The sequence below is a fragment of the Pseudomonas sp. GD03862 genome, assembly GCF_029840855.1.
Classification (GTDB): Bacteria; Pseudomonadota; Gammaproteobacteria; order Pseudomonadales; family Pseudomonadaceae; genus Aquipseudomonas; species Aquipseudomonas alloputida.
Genome location: NZ_JAOCDI010000003.1, coordinates 85,359 through 103,164 on the forward strand (window position 1 = coordinate 85,359; position 17,806 = coordinate 103,164).

Genomic DNA, 17,806 nt, shown 5'->3' on the forward strand with positions numbered 1-17,806 from the left:
GGGCTAGACAGGGTTCAGAAAACCGAGTTGTAGCCGCCCAGCTCGACCTGGACCGACTTGATGCGAGTGTATTGAGCCAGCGAGCTGACGCCGTTTTCACGGCCGACGCCCGACTGCTTGTAGCCACCTACCGGCATTTCGGCCGGCGATTCACCCCAGGCGTTGATCCAGCAGATACCGGCTTCGAGCTTGTGGATGATGCGGTGGGCGCGGGTGATGTCGTTGGTGCAGACGCCGGCGGCCAGGCCGTAGTCGGTGTCGTTGGCACGGCGGATCACTTCTTCTTCGGTTTCGTAGGTGAGGATGCTCATCACCGGGCCGAAGATCTCTTCCTTGACGATGGTCATGTCGTCGGTGCAGTCGGTGAACACGGTCGGGGCAACGAAGGCACCTTTGGCGAAGTCACCGGCAGTCAGACGCTCGCCGCCGCACAGCACGCGGGCACCTTCTTCCTTGCCTTTGGCGATGTAGCCCAGCACGCTTTCCATGTGCTGGAAGCTGACCAGCGGGCCGAAGTTGGTGTTTTCGTCTTCCGGGTTGCCAACGCGGATGCGGGCAACGCGCTCGGCGATCTTGGCTTCGAAGGCCGCCTTCATTTCAGCCGGGATGAACACGCGGGTGCCGTTGGTGCACACCTGGCCCGAGCTGTAGAAGTTGGCCATCATGGCGATGTCAGCGGCCTTGTCCAGGTCGGCGTCGGCACAGATGATCAGTGGCGACTTGCCGCCCAGCTCCATGGTTACTTCCTTCAGCGAAGAGCTGGAGGCGCTGGCCATGACTTTCTTGCCGGTGGTGGTGCCGCCGGTGAAGGACACTTTTTCGATGCGCGGGTGCTCGGTCAGCCAGGTGCCGACTTCGCGGCCGCTGCCGGTCAGAACGTTGAATACGCCGTTTGGCAGGCCGGCTTCGGTGTAGATCTCGGCCAGTTTCAGGGTGGTCAGCGAGGTGACTTCCGACGGTTTGAAGATCATCGCGTTGCCAGCGGCCAGGGCCGGGGCAGATTTCCACAGGGCGATCTGGATCGGGTAGTTCCAGGCACCGATACCCACGGTCACGCCCAGCGGCTCGCGGCGGGTGTAGACGAAGGACGATTCGCGCAGCGGGATCTGCTCGCCTTCGATGGCCGGTACCAGGCCTGCGTAGTATTCCAGCACGTCGGCGCCGGTGACGATGTCGACGTAGCGGGTTTCGGAGTACGACTTGCCGGTGTCCAGGGTTTCCAGCATGGCCAGCTCATCGTTGCGCTCGCGCAGGATGTCGACGGCGCGGCGCAGGATGCGCGAACGCTGCATGGCAGTCATCGCAGCCCAGACTTTCTGGCCACGCTCGGCGCTTTCCACGGCCTTCTCGACGTCAGCCTCGGTAGCACGCTGCACGTGGGCGAGGACTTCGCCGGTGGCCGGGTTGATGGCTTCGAAAGTGGCATCGCTGCCAGCGTCGACGTAAGCGCCATCAATGTAGAGTTTTTGCGTTCCGAAACGGGCCATAGTGTCCTCGCAAGTGCAGTGTGTGGTTTGGCTTGCGCGTCATGCTCCTGCCGGGTTGGCAAGGGCCCTGCGCGCATTGTCAGCAGCCTGGTCGTTTGTGCCCAGGGTGTGCTGCTTGGCCAGTTGTAGTTCCATGTATTCGTAAGCAATCCGTATCGCCTGGTCGGTGTCGAATGCATCACCCGACAGGGCGCCACGCAGCCACAAACCGTCGATCAGGGCTGCCAGGCCGCGGGCTGCCTTGCGCGCATGGTAGAGCGGCAGGGCGCGGCGGAACTGGCAGCACAGGTTGGAATACAAGCGGTGGTCGTTGATCCGCTGCAACCTGTGCAAATCGGGCTGGTGCATGCTGGAAGCCCAGAAGGCCAACCAGGTTTTCATTGCCGGGCCGTTTACCTGGCTGGCATCGAAGTTGCCCTCGATGATCACTTTCAGGTGAGCGCGCGGGCTGTCGTCTTTCAGGGCCTGGCGACGTGCTCTGACGCCTTCGTTGAGCATGCTCATGATGTAACCCATCGTCGCTGCGATCAGGCCGTTCTTGTCCCGAAAGTAGTGACTGATGATGCCGTTCGACACACCGGCCAAACGGGCAATCAGCGCAATGCTGGCGTCCCCCAGTCCGACCTGATCGACCGCCTGCAATGTGGCTTCGATCAACTGCTGGCGCCGGATGGGTTGCATACCGACCTTGGGCATCTTGCTATCTCCTCAGGCCTGCGAGCAGACGACAGGCGGCTGACTCGGCGAAGGCCAGTCTATTTTGTTTTGATTGAACGTTCAATCAATAAAGAATAAGCTCTGCGACAATTTGTGCCATTGACAGTTTTTCAGGCGGTCGAGAAGGCACGGATTGACACCCCAGGAAATCGCGTAACCCCCGGAATACAAGGTGTTGACGGGCATGAGCGATGCGAAATGCAGATTCTGCCGTACGGCCATTGGCCCTGCGACAGGCCCTTGGAGCGGGCGGGGTGACCTGTGACGAATGCGCGCACCTCCGTTGAGGCGTGGCATTTTCAGCAGGCCACCTGTCTGTTTTTGGCAACGTATCGATTCGGGATCACGGTTTCCAGGGTTCTTTTATAACACCTGATGCAGTGGGGATATTCCACCAATTGCTCGGGAAAGACTGATTAGCCTCCACAGCCGCACTGCCCGGAGCATTCGTGCAATGAGTTCTGCCTCACTTACCAAGCCCCCCGCCGAGAGGGTACGGGTCAACCGCGTGGTGTTTTTCACCTCCGCGCTGATGATCCTTGTTCTGACTGCCTTGCTGATCGCTGTACCCGAAACCGCCGGCCAGGTGCTGGGCGTGGCCCAGAAGTGGCTGACGCGCACCTTTGGCTGGTACTACATGCTGGTCATCTGCGGATACCTGCTGTTCGTCGTCTACCTGGCTTTCTCCGACTACGGCAGCCTCAAGCTGGGTGGCAAGGACGATCAGCCTGACTTCAGCTATGGCGCCTGGGCCGGCATGCTGTTCTCGTCCGGTATCGGTATTTCGCTGCTGTACTTCGGCGCCTCCGAGCCCCTGGACCACTACTTCAACCCACCGGAGGGCACCCCGGCCAGCCTCGAGGCCGCGCGCCAGGGCCTGCAGCTGACCTTCCTGCACTGGGGCCTGCACGGCTGGGCGATCTATGCCCTGGTCGGCCTGGCCGTGGGTTACTTTGCCTACCGCCACAACCAGCCGTTGGCACTGCGCTCGGCGCTGTACCCGCTGGTGGGCGAGCGTTGGGTCAAGGGCGCTGCCGGCAACGCCGTCGATATCTTCGGCATGTTCGTCACCCTGCTGGGCCTGGTGACCAACCTGGGCATCGGCGCGATGCAAGTGTCGTCCGGCCTGGAATACCTGTTCGGCATGGACCACAGCAAGACCAACCTGCTGGTGGTTATCCTGGTCATGGCTGGCGTGGCCACCGTGGCAGCGGTATCGGGCGTGGAAAACGGCATCCGCCGCCTGTCCAACCTGAACATCATGCTGTTCAGCGGCCTGTTGATCTTCGTGCTGCTGGGCGGCGAAACCCTGCACCTGCTCAACGGCTTCGTGCAGAACGTCGGCGACTACCTGAACGGCATCGTGCTGAAAACCTTCGACCTTTATGTGTATGAAGGCGAAGCCGGCAAGTCGGAGCGCTGGCTGGGCCTGTGGACCGTGTTCTACTGGGCCTGGTGGATCTCCTGGGGCCCGTTCGTCGGCATGTTCATTGCCCGTATTTCCAAGGGCCGCACCGTGCGCCAACTGGTGATGGGGGTGCTGCTGATCCCGCTGGGCTTCACCCTGGCCTGGCTGTCGATCTTCGGCAACACCGCACTGGACCTGGTGATCAACCAGGGCGCCGTGGAGCTGGGCAAGACTGCGCTGGAACAGCCATCGATGTCGATCTACCAGCTGCTGGAATACTTCCCGGCAGCCAAGATCGTCATTGGTGTGGCAGTGTTCGTCGGGTTCGTGCTGTTCCTCACGCCGGCCGACTCCGGCGCGGTGATGATGGCCAACCTGTCGTGCACAGGCGGCAAGGTCGACGAAGATGCCCCGCACTGGATGGTGGTGTTCTGGTCCGTGGTGATCACCCTGGTGACTATCGGCCTGCTGTTTGCCGGTAACTTCGAAGCCATGCAGACCATGGTCGTGCTGGCGGGCCTGCCGTTCTCGGTGGTGCTGGTGCTGTTCATGTTCGGCCTGTACAAGGCCATGAAGCAGGACGTGGTGATCGAGCAGGAGCGCGCCGAACTGGCCGCCCGTGGCCGTCGCGGCTTTAGCGAGCGCCTGACCCAGCTGGAACTGCAGCCGACCCAGGCCGTGGTGCAGCGCTTCATGGACAAGCAGGTCAGCCCGGCGTTGAAAGAAGCCGCTGCACAGCTGCAGACGCAGGGCTTCGAGGTGGAAACCCGCGTTGGCCAGTCGCGCAACCTGATGGGCTTGCGGGTGATGATGGAAGAAGGCAACCCATTCGTCTACGAAGTGAGCCTTGACGGCTATATGGCCGCGCCGAGCGAGGCGCCGGTCGAGGGTGAGCCTGAACTGCGCCAGCGCTTCTACCGCGCCGAGGTCTACCTGCATGACGGCAGTCAGGAGTACGACCTGATGGGCTTTGCCCCAGACCAGATCGTGCGTGATGTGCTCGATCAGTTCGAGAGCCATCGCCAGGTGCTTGGCCGCGTCTATAGCTGACAGCCCGGCAGGTCGCCGCATCGCCAGGTGCCGCGGCCTGCCAGCAGCAATATGTAGCACCTGTTTCGATACCATTTCCAGGACGCTTTGTGGTTCATTCCACAACGAGTCCTGGTCATGCCCGCCACTCACGCGCACAACCTCAAACACGCAGTCGCCGCCCAGTTCGCCAGCCGTCCCACGCTCCGCCAGGTCGTAGGCGAACAGGTCATGAAGGTGATCCTGGAGCACTATCCTCTGGTTGGCGTGCACCGCCCTGAAATGACCTCGGCTGCACCGCTGTACCTGATGTCCCTGCAGCCGGATGGTGTCTGGCGCCCTCAGCCGCTGGTGGATGTTGTGCTGCAGGCCCTGCTTGCGGCTAAACCACTGGACCTCGCCCCGGCGGGTGACTACCGCCTTAGCCTGAACCCGCCCCGGCGCTTTTTCGCCATCGAGTCGAGCTTCGAAACGGCTGAGGGCGATTTGATCGAGCCCGCGCGCCTGACCGATGGCCTCAACGCGTTGCTGCCAATGCTGCTTTGGCACTTCCAGCGAGCGCAGATCGACTATTGGAACGGCGACGGCACGATCGACCGGGACCTGCGGTTGCAACAGTTGTTGCGCGCCAACCTGCTCGATGGCCTGAAAGACGAAGCGCTGGACGACGAACAGCGCAAGCTTCTGCGTGACCTGATGATGGGCAACCGCACCGGGCTCGATGTGCAGCTGGTGCGGGTAGCCTTACTTGAGGGCGAAGACACGTTCCATGAGCTGTTGCCCGGCTTGCTGATTACCGCCTCCAGTGAGGTTCGCGAACTGACACTCTGGTGTTCTCCCGAAGGCCTGGTCCGCAGTTTCGACGCCCAGGCTGCATTCGGCGCGGCGTTGCAAATACAGATGGCTGGACGTTACCGGTTTGATGAGTTGAACTGGCAGGGCCTGACTGTGGAGGGCGACGCTTTCGCCCTGTACAGCGCCTTGCTGCTGGAAATCTTGCTCGAGCGCGTGGCCCGCCTGCGCTGGAGTGCGATCGACAGCGTCGACCAACTGGAGCACTACTGCCACTTGGCCTGCGACCCCGCATCATTTTTCGCCGAGTTCAGTGACCATGGCACCGGTGGGCTGGGCCTGGCGCTTCCCAAGGGCCTGTCGCGAGCCGATACGGATAGCCAGACCGCTTACCTCCAAGCCATGCTCGACTTGTCGCTACTGCAACAGCACAGCCCAGCGCAGGGCATTCAGGATGGTCTGCCGGACTTGCACACCTATGCGGCGACGCGCCTGCGCGAAGCGATGCTGCATGACCACCCGGTAGACGCCAATTATTTTCCTGATGACCTTCTCCTCACGGTCGAGACCTTTGTCAGTGACGGTCACGGGCTGGGCTTCGGCCAGAAGACCGGTGAAAAGACGTTGACCCTGACGCAGCTGGCGATCGGCCGCCTGGATGCCACCGCAGGCGGGGTGGTGACACACATCGCCCACCGGGGAAACCAGCTGATCATGAAGTGGATGACCATTGATTACGTCCGTGAGCTGGTGCAGCGAGTCGATATCGGCGGCAGTTATCCACGGCATGTTCAGTCGATGCTCGATCGCTCGGCGAGCCGCGCCGAACACATCTCGGCATTTGCCATACGCTGGCGTATCACCCTGATGTTCGATGCTGCGCGGGCGCGTGCCGTCAAACGGCTCGACAAATTCGCCTACGGCGCCCTGGCAGAATTCTGCCGTAGCGGCGCGGAAGGGGCAGCCGCTGTGCGGATTGCACCGCTTGCGTTCAAACGCTCGCCGACATCAGAGAGGGTCGACGTCGCGCATGGTTTCTACGTGATCGAACTCATCGAGTTGGGTGTTCATCTGTTGTACTGCCCGCTGTACACCGAAAAGGCGCTGATTCAGTGCGACAGCGCTCAGGCACTGTTGGATGCGATCAGCCGCCCGGGGGCGTTGCAGGACAACGTGCTGCTGTGGATTGAGCAAGCTCAGCGCGCGGTCTACGACAATGGTGGCTTTCGGGAGCCGCACCTGCCCCAATGGCTGCTCGACCCTTACACCCTCCCGGAGAAACCGCAGCCTGTTCAGTTGGCGCTGCAATTCTGGGCGCGGGACGTGGATCGGCAGATGTTCGAAGCCAAGGGCCGGATGTTGCTGGAGCTGGCGGATCGCAGCGCCATGAGCAACAGCGAGGTGCGCTGGCGACTGGTCACCGCATTTTCCTGGGAACTGCTGAATGTTGTGTTTCCGGTGTTGCCAGGGCCGCTCACCTCGGTTGCCTGGCTCTACATCGGCATGCGCAGCTTGATCAACGATGTGCAAGGACTGGCCAGCTCGCATCTCGACGAGCGCATCCAGGCGATGGTCGATGTGCTGAACAACACCTTGCTGGCGCTGATACACCTGCAGACGCCGAAACTGGCAGCGCCGCCCGTTTCGGGCGACCTGCCGCCAGCGCTGCTACAGGGGCCACCTGCCGGCACCGGGGTCGAGCTGGCGAACCTTTGCGCAGCAACGCGGGAGCCCAGCGCCTCGGTCGACAGCCTGCAGGCCATGGCCAACACCCACCTCGATTTTTCCTGGCGTGGGGCTGGGGGGCTCAATGGCCTGTCAAGTGCCCAGCGCGGCCAGATGCGCGCGTTGGCGGCCAGTGTTTCGCTGGAAGGGCGCGAACCGCAGACGCAGGGCGTGGCCGCGGGGTTGGTACGGATCGGGGATGATTTCTATGTGTCTCTGGACGGTGATGTCTACCGAGTCAGCCTTGATAACGCAGCGTTTCGCATCATTGGTCCGGACGGCACGGTTGGGCCATACCTGATGCGCGACAGCAATGTCTGGCGCCTCAATAATTCGCGCTTGCACGGTGGCAATGATCGCTCCGGCGAGTTGGCCCGCGAGCGATTGCGCAAGAAGCTTGACGGGCCGATCGCCAAGGCTCAGGCCGAGATAGAGCGGCTTATCCTGGCCGCAGAGGCTGCCACGAAGGATTTCAACGCGTTGAGCGAGCAGATTGTCGGTTTGCGTGATCCGGTAAAAAAAGTCGAGGAACGGTTGCAAAAGGCGCCACCCACCGAGCCGGGCGAACGTGCGCAATTCGAGCAGGCTACCGAGTTGTTCAAGCTCAAGTTCCAGCAGTTGCAAGAGCAGACGAGTAAGTTGCGCAACCAGCGCCTGCCCTTGAACGAGAGATTGTTCCTTGATTATCTCGAGGCCGAACGCAACATTACCTACGTGCTTGACAAGTCGAGCGCCTCGACGCACGTCGGCAGCGTGAGAGATCAACGGATACTCTTGGGCCAGGTCCGCAAGAACCTGATCAGCTTTGGCATGTTCTTCATTGATGAGCTGCTGGCCTTGGGTGGGTTCAGGGAATATGACCAACTCACCAATGCGCTCAATGTCGCACCGCCAGAGAAACAGGCCGAGTTGTATGCCAGGTTCCGGACGATGTTGGAGAAGTTGCTTGAAGAGCAGCCCAGGATCATCAATGTCTCCAGCCAGCTGGATCGCCTGTTGGCCATCACCGACATCGACATGCAAGTGCCTTACGTCAATACCACGCTGACCGTTTCGAGCATTATCGAGAGCCGTAAGACGACCACGATCAACATCCGGTTTTTCCAGGCCATGGGCCTGGTCGAGCTGGCCCTGCAGTGGCACAAAGGCACGCCTACCCAGCACTACATGATCTTCCGCCATGCGCTCGCCAGTCAGCGTTTGCGGGTGGCTGCACAAACCCATCATCTGCTGATGTTCTGTGACTTGCCTGTCGCCGAACGAATCGAGGTGCTGCAAAGTGCGTGGGACGAATACCTCGCGGCGATTCTCAACGCCGAACGGATCAAGACACTCGGCAGCAAGCTCATCGATGTCCAGCGCCTTGAGGCCTACAAGCAACAGATGGTGGAACTGAAAACCATAGCCGGTGAGGCGTTGGTCGAGGCCATGCGCGAGCAGGCGGACGGGCAGGTCCGTGGCACACGTCGTGCGGTCTATTCACGAAAGAGCCTGCAGGTGGCCCATACGCGGGCTGGTCAGATAGTCATTGGCAGCGAATCGGTGGTCGACGGGCAGGCTGTGCTGCAAGTTGTAGCGGCTTTCAACAAGAGCGCGCTGCATCGCTTCCAGAAGCAGGGAAACACCTGGGTTGAAGAGGTAGCCGCGGGCGAACCGGAACAGCAGTCGCGGACTTCTACGCCGGAGTCCGAAAGGAACAATCGGGAGCTGGCCGAGGCCATGCTGGCACAGAACGAAAATGTCATCGCTCAAGCCAGAGCCCTGGTTGCCAAGGATGCTGACGATATGGGCCTGATGTCGATGCTGGACGGCCAGATCAACGAAGTGTCCGAGTTGCGTGAACAGCTCAGCGATGCCAACGCAGAGCACGCGCTGCTGGCGGGCATGGACGATGCGCTGATTCAGTTGCGTCAGGCCCGCCGCGACTGTTTGGTAGCGCTTTACAGCAAGACGCGCTATCCAGGTGCCAGAGGGCTGAATTTTCTCCATCAGCAGGGTTTGCTCGCCGTGGAATATGTCGGGCCTCGGCAGGTGGTTTCCGATGGCTATCTGGACGAGTACCGGATCAGCCTGTTGCGTGCTCCCGGTGAGGGTCGAGGTAAACCCTTGTGGGCCGCGCATTTCCATTTTGCCGACTCGCAGGCGGCGCCGACGGCGTTTGGCAAAGGCCATCTCAAGCTGTGGAGCCAGCGCAAAATGGGGTATCGCGAGCAAATGAAGGCGGCGAGCGAGGGGCAGGTACTGAGCATTTATCGGGGTAACCTGACCTACGCACAGGCCAGGGATGTCATTCCGTTCAACCTCTGAACTTTGCCCGGGTGGCCCAGCGGCTGCCCGCGATCAGCAAATGCTAGCGATTGCTGTAACGGCCATGCTTACCGTGTGCAGGCATGGCCTGGTTGCCACGTGTGGCGATCATCTGTTGCAGCGTGACCAGTTCGATACCCAACTGCTTGAGCCGTGGAATCTGACTTTCCAGCACCGCTAGCGTCTGCGGGTAGGGGTGGCCGATCAACACGGCCGAGCCTTGCTTGCGGGCCAGCGTAATACCCTGTTGCAGCTGAGCGTCGATGGCTTCCGGCGTGCGCACGTCATCCAGAAATACATCCCGTGATACATGCGCGACATCGTGTGCTTGAGCCTCGGCCGCGGCGACCGTGGCGGCACTGGTGCGGCTGTCGACAAAGAACAGATGGCGCCGCTGCAGCTCGCCCATCAACCACGCCATGGGTTCACGTTGTGCGGTCATGCGGCTGCCCATGTGGTTGTTGATGCCGGCGGCGTAGGGCACCTTGACCAATGCTGCGTCCAGGCGCCGTGCCAGCTCTTCGATGGCGATGCCCGGGTGCCAGGCATAGGGCCCGGTGGCCGGGTCCATGGGCATGTGCAGGATCACCGTTTTGCCGGCCTTGTGCGCCTGGCGTGCAAAGTCGGTGGCATGCGGGGTGTCGGGCATGATCGCCATGGTCACCGGCCCAGGCAGGGCCAGGGTACGGCTGTCGCGCTCTGGGCTCTGGCCCAGGTCGTCGATGATGATGCTCATGTAGGCCTTGTTGGCCGGTGCCGCTTGCGCGATTCCGGCCATCAGGCAAAACAACAGACACAGCAGAAAACGCATAGGGTGGCTCAGTCGCCCTTGGTGATGTTCAGGCCCTTGAGCAGGCTCAGTGCCTGGCTCAGCTGGAAGTCGTCATCCTGCGGGCGTTCCTTGCGCTTGCTGCTGCCGGTCGGGCGGTCGGCGCCGCCGTTGCCGTTGCCCAGGTGGCCCTGCAGGTCGGCTTCCTTGAAGTTTTCGGTGTCGGCTTCGGCGGTGAGCTTGGCCGGGCGCACCTCGATGTCCGGGACGATGCCCTGGGCCTGGATCGAGCGGCCGTTGGGGGTGTAGTACAGCGCAGTGGTGAGCTTCAGGGCGCGGTCGTTGGCCAGTGGCAGCACGGTCTGCACCGAGCCTTTGCCGAAGCTGTCGGTGCCCATCAGCACGGCGCGCTTCTGGTCCTGCAGGGCGCCGGCGACAATTTCCGATGCCGATGCACTGCCACCGTTGATCAGTACCACCAGCGGCACGCCTGCGCTGGCATCGGCCGGGTCGGCCGAGAAACGCAGCTCGGAGTTGGCGATGCGGCCTTTGGTGTAGACGATCAGACCTTTGGTCAGGAAGTGGTCGGCCACTTCCACTGCCGATTGCAGCACGCCGCCTGGGTTGTTGCGCAGGTCCAGCACCACCCCGCGCAGCTTCTTGCCGTTGTCCTTGCGCAGCTTGGCCAGGGCCTTGCCCACTTCGTCACCGGTCTTGACCTGGAACTGGGTGATACGGATGTAGCCGTAGTCGTTCTCCAGTAGCTGGCTCTTCACGCTCTTGACCTGAATGACTGCACGAGTCAGGTTCACGTCGAACGGGTTGCCGCCGTCGCGCACCAAGGTCAGGGTGATTTTCTCGCCGACCTTGCCGCGCATCTTGTCGACGGCTTCGGTCATGGTCTGGCCGCGGGTCGGGGCGCCGTTGATCTTGACGATCAGGTCACCAGCCTGCACGCCGGCCCGCGAGGCTGGGGTGTCGTCGATTGGCGAGACCACCTTGATGAAGCCGTCTTCCTGGCCTACTTCAATGCCCAGCCCGCCGAACTCGCCGCTGGTGCTTTCCTGCAGCTCCTGGAAGTCCTCAGGGCCGAGGTAGGCCGAATGCGGGTCAAGGTTGCTAAGCATGCCCTTGATGGCGTTTTCCAGCAGGGTCTTGTCGTCTACCGGTTCGACGTAGGCAGCTTTGATGCGGTCCAGGACCTCGGCGAAGGTGCGCAGTTCTTCCAGCGGCAGTGGCGCCTTGGCGGTCACCTCGGTGGCTGGCACTGCAGCGGCCTTGGCCGGCTCTGCGGCGGTGGCCAGGGGCGCGCCGACCGCCAGGGCGATGGACAGGGCCAGTTGGGTGAGACGAGGCGAGTGCAGCATGTCGAACGAACTCCTGATCCTGTAAGCGCTCCCTGGGGAGCATCGGCGCAGCACTCAGGCTGCGCCGTAGAAATTTGACTAGCCCCGGCACCACTGCGAAGGGTCGGTAGGCCGGCCCTGCTGGCGGATAGCGAAATACAAGCCTGCCGCGTCCTGACCACCGCTGTCGCCAACGGTGGAAATGGCTTCACCGGCCTTGACGATATCACCGGCATTCTTGAGCAGGCTCTGGTTGTGGCCGTACAGGCTCAGGTAACCGTTGCCATGGTCGAGAATGACCAGAAGCCCGGCACCGCGCAACCAGTCCGCGAATACCACACGCCCGCCGTGCACGGCACGTACCTGGGTGCCTGGGTTGGCGCTGATCATAACCCCGTCCCACTTGGCACGGGCGTCGCTACCGCGGGCATCACCGAAACGTGCCAGCAATCGACCATTGACTGGCCATGGAAGTTTGCCCCGCGCAGCAGAAAATGCGCCGCCGTAGTTGGCGCCATCGCTGGAAACCATCGGCCCGAGGGTGGTACGGGCCTTTTTCGGCGGTTCCACTGGCTCTGCAGGCTCACGGGCCCGGTCGCGGGCAGCGGCGGCGGCCAGCGCTTCCTGCTGGCGGCGTTTTTCCGCTTCCTGCTGCGCCAGCAGGGCCTTCTTGCGTGCCTCTTCAGCTTCACGCGCCTGGCGGGCGAGGGTTTCCTCGATGGTCTTCAGGACCTTGGCCAGGTCGGCCTGGTCCTGTTCGCGCGCTTGCAGCTTCTGATCGCGGTCCTTCACATCGCTGTTGAGCTTTGCCAGTACCTGCTGGCGCTTGGCGCGCTCGGTTTCCAGGGCCTGGCGACGGCTGTCGAGGTCGGTGCGCTGGGCCAGCAGTTGTTGTTGCTGGCTGGAAATTTCCTGTTCGACGTTGGCCAGTTGGCGCAAGGTCTCGTTGAAGGTGCGCAATTGCTCCAGGCGCGCCTTGCTCAGGTAGTCGTAATAGGTAAGGGTGCGGGCGAATTTCTCGGGGTTCTGCTGGTTGAGCAGCAGCTTGAGGTATTCCTCGCGACCGTTGTTCTGGTAGGCCGAACGGGCCTGAATGGCGATCAGTCGTTGTTGTTCAACGCGGGCGCTCTGGAGTTTTTTTTTCTCGGTATCAAGGCGCTCCAGCTCGCCTTCAGTCTTTTTTAGTTCTTGCTGCAGGGCCTCCACCTGCTTTTCGAGGTTGCCGATGTCGGTTTCGGTGGCTTTGAGGTCTTTTTGCACACCGGCCTTTTCTTCCTGGAGCTTGCTCAGCGTTTTCTTGAGCTCGGCAATGTCCTGGCGGGTGGCATCCAGTTGCTGCTGGGTCTGCGCACGCTCATCGGCGAAGGCCGGGCTGAGCAGGCAAGACAGGGCTAGGAGGATCAGGGCGCGAAGCATGGGGTTTGGCGTACCAAGGATGGAGACTGGCCTAGTATGCCCGCCTGGGCAGGCAAAAAAAACGCCTCGCTGCGGATGCAGGAGGGCGTTTGTCTGGAATTCATGTGCAATCGGGGCTGCAACGCAGCCCCTTTCGACATTCAGGCGTCGACCAGAATCGAAGTACCGGTCATTTCCACCGGCTTTTCCAGCCCGAGCAGCTTCAGCATGGTCGGCGCCACGTCTGCCAGCACGCCGCCCTCGCGCACTTTCACGTTGCGCTTGCCCACATAGATGAACGGTACCGGCTCGGTCGTGTGCGCGGTGTGCGCCTGGCCGGTGCACTCGTCTTCCATCTGCTCGACGTTGCCGTGGTCAGCGGTGATCAGCGCTTCGCCGCCGACCTTGTCCAGTGCGTCGACAATGCGCCCTACACAGGTATCCAGTGCTTCGACGGCCTTGACCGCTGCCTCGAACACGCCGGTGTGGCCGACCATGTCGCCGTTGGCGTAGTTGACCACGATGACGTCGAAGCGCCGCTGTTCGATGGCTTCGACGATGCGATCGGTCACTTCCGGCGCGCTCATTTCCGGTTGCAGGTCATAGGTGGCGACCTTCGGCGATGGGATCAGGATGCGTTCTTCGCCTTCGAACGGCTCTTCGCGGCCACCCGAGAAGAAGAAGGTGACGTGGGCGTATTTCTCGGTTTCGGCGATGCGCAGCTGGGTCTTGCCGTTTTTCGCCAAGTATTCGCCCAGCACGTTGTTCAGGCTGGACGGGGCAAAGGCTGCTGGTGCCGGGATCTTCGCCGAATACTGGGTCAGACCGATGTACGCCGCCATCTTCGGCAGGCGCGCACGGGCGAATTCCGTGAAGTCTGGCTCTACGAATGCACGCGACAGCTCGCGAGCACGGTCGGCGCGGAAGTTCATGAAAATCACGGCATCGCCATCTTCGACCTTGACGGCTTCGCCAATGCGCGTGGCCTTGACGAATTCGTCGCTTTCGTCGCGGGCGTAGGCTGCTTCAAGGCCTGCCAGGGCTGTGTCAGCGGTATACTCGGCAGCGCTATCGACGATGAGGTTGTAGGCAGCGCTGACGCGGTCCCAGCGGTTGTCGCGGTCCATGGCGTAGTAGCGGCCGATCAGGCTGGCGATACGGCCCTTGCCCAGTTTGGCGAAGGTGGCGTCGAGCAGTTCGATGGACGACTGCGCGCTGCGTGGCGGGGTGTCGCGGCCATCGAGGAAGGCGTGCAGGTAGATCTTTTCGGCGCCACGCTGGGCGGCCAGTTCGGCCATGGCCACCAAGTGGTCCTGGTGGCTGTGTACACCACCATCGGACAGCAGGCCGAGGATGTGCACGGCCTTGCCAGCACCGACTGCCTTGTCCACAGCACCGGTCAGTACCGGGTTTTCGAAGAACTCGCCGTCGCGGATGGCCTTGGTCACCCGCGTGAAGTCCTGATACACGACGCGACCTGCGCCGAGGTTCATATGACCGACTTCGGAGTTGCCCATCTGCCCGTCCGGCAGGCCGACATCCATGCCCGAGCCGGAAATGAGGCCATGCGGCTGGGTGGCGCACAGGCGGTCATAGACCGGTTTATTGGCGGCAAAGATGGCGTTGTGTTCGGGGATATCGCTATGGCCGAAGCCATCCAGGATAATCAGGACCAGAGGTTTGGGCGTGCTCGTCATCAATCAAACTCACGGTTGTTCAAAGATGATAAAGACACGCATTTTAGGGCAAATACGCCACCTGCGGCGAATATTCGTCCCATTCCACCGACCGGCGCACCTGTGGTGGCAACATGAAGGTGGTTTTGTGGCCGGCCCGTCGGGCTTTGGTGGCACCAAGGGGCTGTGTATACTGGCCGGCATTTTCAATCGCCTGGAACACCGCTGATGGTTGCTCACCTGATTCAATTCGCGACAGATCACTACATCCTGGTTGCGATCTTCCTCATTCTGCTGGTCCTGCTGCTCATCAATGAAATCCGTCGTGGTGGCCAAAGCCTGACTAACGGCCAACTGACAGCCCTGGTCAATGCCGAGAAGGCCCTGGTGATCGACATTCGCCCGGCCAAGGAATACTCCGCCGGTCATATCGTCGGTGCGGTGAACATCCCGCAGGACAAGCTGGCCAACCGCATGACCGAGCTGGGCAAGCATAAAGAAAAGACCTTGATCGTCGTCGACGCGATGGGCCAGCAGTCCGGCACCATTTGCCGCGAGCTGCTCAAAGCTGGTTACAACGCCGCCAAACTGAGCGGTGGCGTTTCCAGCTGGAAAGCCGATAACCTGCCCCTGGTGAAGTGATATGAAGCCTGTCATCGTCTACTCCAGCGACTACTGCCCCTACTGCATGCGCGCCAAGTACCTGCTCGAGAGCAAGGGCGTGGCCTTCGAGGAAATCAAGGTCGACGGCAAGCCGCAGGTTCGCGCCGAGATGAGTCAGAAAGCCGGCCGCACGTCGGTGCCGCAGATCTGGATCGGCAGCACCCATGTCGGTGGATGCGATGACCTCTATGCCCTGGAGCGCGCGGGCAAGCTCGACGCGTTGCTGGCGGCCTGATTTGCACTGCATTCAAAAACATTAGGATAAGGATCTGACATGACTGACCAACAGACCAACGGCGCTGCTGCAGAAGACAACAGCCCTCAGTTCTCCCTGCAACGCATCTATGTGCGCGACCTGTCGTTCGAGGCCCCGAAAAGCCCGCAGATCTTCCGTCAGACCTGGGAACCGAGCGTTGCCCTGGACCTGAACACCAAGCAGAAATCCCTGGAAGGCGACTTCCACGAGGTCGTGCTGACCCTGTCGGTTACCGTCAAGAACGGTGACGAAGTGGCCTTCATTGCTGAAGTGCAGCAGGCCGGTATCTTCCTGATCGCCAACCTCGATGCGCCTTCGATGAGCCACACCCTGGGTGCGTTCTGCCCGAACATCCTGTTCCCTTATGCCCGTGAGGCCCTGGACAGCCTGGTGACCCGCGGTTCGTTCCCGGCGCTGATGCTGTCGCCGGTCAACTTCGACGCCCTGTACGCGCAAGAAATGCAGCGTATGCAGGAAGCGGGTGAAGCGCCTACTGTGCAGTAATTACTGCTGGTATCAAGAAAGCGCCTCTCGGGGCGCTTTTTTGTTGCCTGTGCGGCCCTCTTCGCGGGTAAACCCGCACCTACAGGGGATCGCGCCGTTCTCTCGACCTGCGTAGGAGCGGGTTTACCCGCGAAGAGGCCGGCACAGGCAACACATCAGCTCCCGGCAAACCCGTTCTGCCGCCACGCCTCATACACCGTCACCGCCACCGTATTGGACAGGTTCAGGCTACGGCACCCCGGCCGCATCGGCAGGCGCAGGCGATGCTCGGCCGGCAGGCTGTCCAGCACCTCTGCCGGCAACCCGCGGCTCTCTGGCCCGAACAGGAAGGCGTCGCCCGGCTGGAAAGCCACTTCGTGGAACGGGTGCGAGCCCTTGGTGGTAAAGGCGAACAACCGTGGGTTGCCAAGGCTTTCCAGGCATCCGGCCAAGCTCTCGTGGCGCTTGAGCGTGGCATACTCGTGGTAGTCCAGCCCTGCGCGGCGCAGGCGCTTGTCATCCAGTTCGAAGCTGATGGGTTCGATCAGGTGCAGGGCGCAGCCGCTGTTGGCGCATAGACGAATGATGTTGCCGGTATTCGGCGGAATTTCTGGTTGAAAAAGGATGACGTGAAACATGCACGGCTCCAAACGTGAAGATGACGGGCATTCTACCCCTGAACCGGACGTGCGTTCGAAGGCCTTCCCACGGGTGATGCTGTCGTTGGCGATCGTCGGCTTGATGGTAGGGCTGATGATCGGTCGCCTGACTACGCCGGACGAGCGTGAACTGCAGCAGGTGCAAGTGATGCAGGATGGCCTGGAGCTGTGGTTCAACGAAGAACCCAAGCTGCATGGCGAGAACGTGGAAGGGACGGTGGCGTTGCTGTTCCAGGCCCAGGGCAAGGCTCAGCAAGGGCAGCTCAGCCTGCAGGGCAAGCCGGTGAGCTGGCGGGTACAGCACAGCAAGGAAGGTTTGTTGCTGACGGTGGTGGCCGCGCGCCCCCTGCACGGCGAATGGGCCGGTGCAGAGGACGCTGGGCGCTGGCGGGTGCAAGTGAAACTGCACGAATAAAAGAGGGGATATCCCGGCCTGCCTGTACCAGGGTCCCCAAAAGGGGTACTGCGTATAAAGGGGGGATGCCCGGCCTGCCTGTACCGAGGTCCCCAAAAGCGGCGGTGCTGCAAATAAAAGAGGGGTTCACCCGGCCTGCCTGTACCAGGGCCCCCGAAACTGGAGATGTATTGCTTATTGCAGGGGGCGTGCCAGTTTTGCAAAAGCCGTGAATACTGGGCTTTGCGGGTGATTTGGCCGGATTTTGAGGGGATTTGTGCCTTCGAGAGGTGCAGCGGGCACAGGAACGGTGCATTCAGAGGGCTGAAATGGCTGGGGCCGCTTTGCGCCCCATCGCGACACAAGGCCGCTCCCACAGGATCGTGGTAGGAGCGGGTTTACCCGCGAATACGGTGGTGGCGGCAACGGTGAACGGCAGGTGGAGATTGGCCAGCAGGCGCGGCCTCTTCGCGGGTGAACCCGCTCTTACGACGACCCCGATGTGTGCCCACCGCCGTGGTAGGAGCGGGTTTACCCGCGAATACGGTGGTGGCGGCAACGGTGAACGGCAGGTGGAGATTGGCCAGCAGGCCCGGCCTCTTCGCGGGTGAACCCGCTCCTACGACGACCCCGATGTGTGTACACGCCGGGGTAGGAGCGGGTTTACCCGCGAATACGGTGGCGGCGGCAACGGTGAACG

The 17,806-nt window shown here is 61.7% G+C and carries 13 protein-coding genes and 1 pseudogene; 7 read left to right on the forward strand and 7 right to left on the reverse strand.

Translation table 11 applies throughout. From position 1 onward, the window contains the following. Window positions 1-14 precede the first annotated feature (14 nt). Together betB and betI are read right to left on the reverse strand one after the other, a co-directional pair. A complete protein-coding gene (gene betB, locus N5D53_RS03250) occupies window positions 15-1,487 on the reverse strand; it encodes a betaine-aldehyde dehydrogenase (RefSeq protein ID WP_003249182.1) in 1,473 nt (490 codons plus the stop codon). Between the two features lie 39 nt (window positions 1,488-1,526). Next, entirely contained in the window at window positions 1,527-2,183 is a 657-nt protein-coding gene (betI, locus tag N5D53_RS03255; RefSeq protein WP_014859113.1) for a transcriptional regulator BetI, read from the reverse strand. Between the two features lie 532 nt (window positions 2,184-2,715). Between betI and N5D53_RS03260 the strand changes: the two are divergent. The 3 genes and pseudogenes from N5D53_RS03260 (at window position 2,716) to N5D53_RS03270 (ending at window position 9,465) form a co-directional block, all read left to right on the forward strand. Then, window positions 2,716-4,250, forward strand: a pseudogene (locus N5D53_RS03260) (BCCT family transporter). Beyond that, on the forward strand, window positions 4,198-4,662 hold the full coding sequence (locus N5D53_RS03265; RefSeq protein WP_172830944.1) for a hypothetical protein: 465 nt from the start codon (window positions 4,198-4,200) through the stop codon (window positions 4,660-4,662). Before N5D53_RS03260 ends, N5D53_RS03265 begins: the two are co-directional and overlap by 53 nt. 117 nt (window positions 4,663-4,779) lie before the next feature. Further along, window positions 4,780-9,465: a DUF6543 domain-containing protein gene (locus N5D53_RS03270; protein WP_190869869.1), complete on the forward strand. Its 4,686-nt coding sequence runs from the start codon at window positions 4,780-4,782 to the stop codon at window positions 9,463-9,465. A 43-nt stretch (window positions 9,466-9,508) separates the two neighbouring features. On the opposite strand, the gene N5D53_RS03275 is transcribed toward N5D53_RS03270, so the two are convergent. From N5D53_RS03275 to gpmI, 4 genes are all read right to left on the reverse strand, one after another. Continuing rightward, entirely contained in the window at window positions 9,509-10,276 is a 768-nt protein-coding gene (locus tag N5D53_RS03275) for a divergent polysaccharide deacetylase family protein (RefSeq protein ID WP_064491016.1), read from the reverse strand. A gap of 8 nt (window positions 10,277-10,284) precedes the next feature. Beyond that, a complete protein-coding gene (locus N5D53_RS03280; protein ID WP_004576741.1) occupies window positions 10,285-11,601 on the reverse strand; it encodes a S41 family peptidase in 1,317 nt (438 codons plus the stop codon). 78 nt (window positions 11,602-11,679) lie between these two features. Continuing rightward, window positions 11,680-12,996, reverse strand: a complete 1,317-nt coding sequence (locus N5D53_RS03285; protein WP_014592693.1) for a murein hydrolase activator EnvC — start codon at window positions 12,994-12,996, stop codon at window positions 11,680-11,682. A 140-nt stretch (window positions 12,997-13,136) separates the two neighbouring features. Beyond that, entirely contained in the window at window positions 13,137-14,672 is a 1,536-nt protein-coding gene (gpmI, locus tag N5D53_RS03290) for a 2,3-bisphosphoglycerate-independent phosphoglycerate mutase (protein ID WP_190869870.1), read from the reverse strand. A 207-nt stretch (window positions 14,673-14,879) separates the two neighbouring features. Here gpmI and N5D53_RS03295 point away from each other — a divergent pair, with 207 nt between their 5' ends. Genes N5D53_RS03295 through secB form a run of 3 tightly spaced genes read left to right on the forward strand, consistent with a single transcriptional unit; the run spans window position 14,880 to window position 16,074 of the window. After that, window positions 14,880-15,293, forward strand: a complete 414-nt coding sequence (locus N5D53_RS03295; protein WP_010955605.1) for a rhodanese-like domain-containing protein — start codon at window positions 14,880-14,882, stop codon at window positions 15,291-15,293. Window position 15,294: 1 nt separating this feature from the next. After that, complete coding sequence (grxC, locus tag N5D53_RS03300) at window positions 15,295-15,549, forward strand: glutaredoxin 3 (protein WP_003249204.1); 255 nt, start codon at window positions 15,295-15,297, stop codon at window positions 15,547-15,549. Between the two features lie 39 nt (window positions 15,550-15,588). Beyond that, window positions 15,589-16,074 carry a protein-export chaperone SecB gene (secB, locus tag N5D53_RS03305; protein ID WP_003249206.1) on the forward strand — a complete coding sequence of 162 codons (486 nt, stop codon included), beginning with the start codon at window positions 15,589-15,591 and terminating at the stop codon, window positions 16,072-16,074. 155 nt (window positions 16,075-16,229) lie between these two features. On the opposite strand, the gene trmL is transcribed toward secB, so the two are convergent. Next, a complete protein-coding gene (trmL, locus tag N5D53_RS03310; protein WP_003249209.1) occupies window positions 16,230-16,691 on the reverse strand; it encodes a tRNA (uridine(34)/cytosine(34)/5-carboxymethylaminomethyluridine(34)-2'-O)-methyltransferase TrmL in 462 nt (153 codons plus the stop codon). Here trmL and N5D53_RS03315 point away from each other — a divergent pair. Further along, a complete protein-coding gene (locus N5D53_RS03315) occupies window positions 16,690-17,127 on the forward strand; it encodes a hypothetical protein (protein ID WP_010955603.1) in 438 nt (145 codons plus the stop codon). The two genes, trmL and N5D53_RS03315, sit on opposite strands and share 2 nt — an antisense overlap. The last annotated feature ends 679 nt before the right edge of the window (window positions 17,128-17,806 follow it).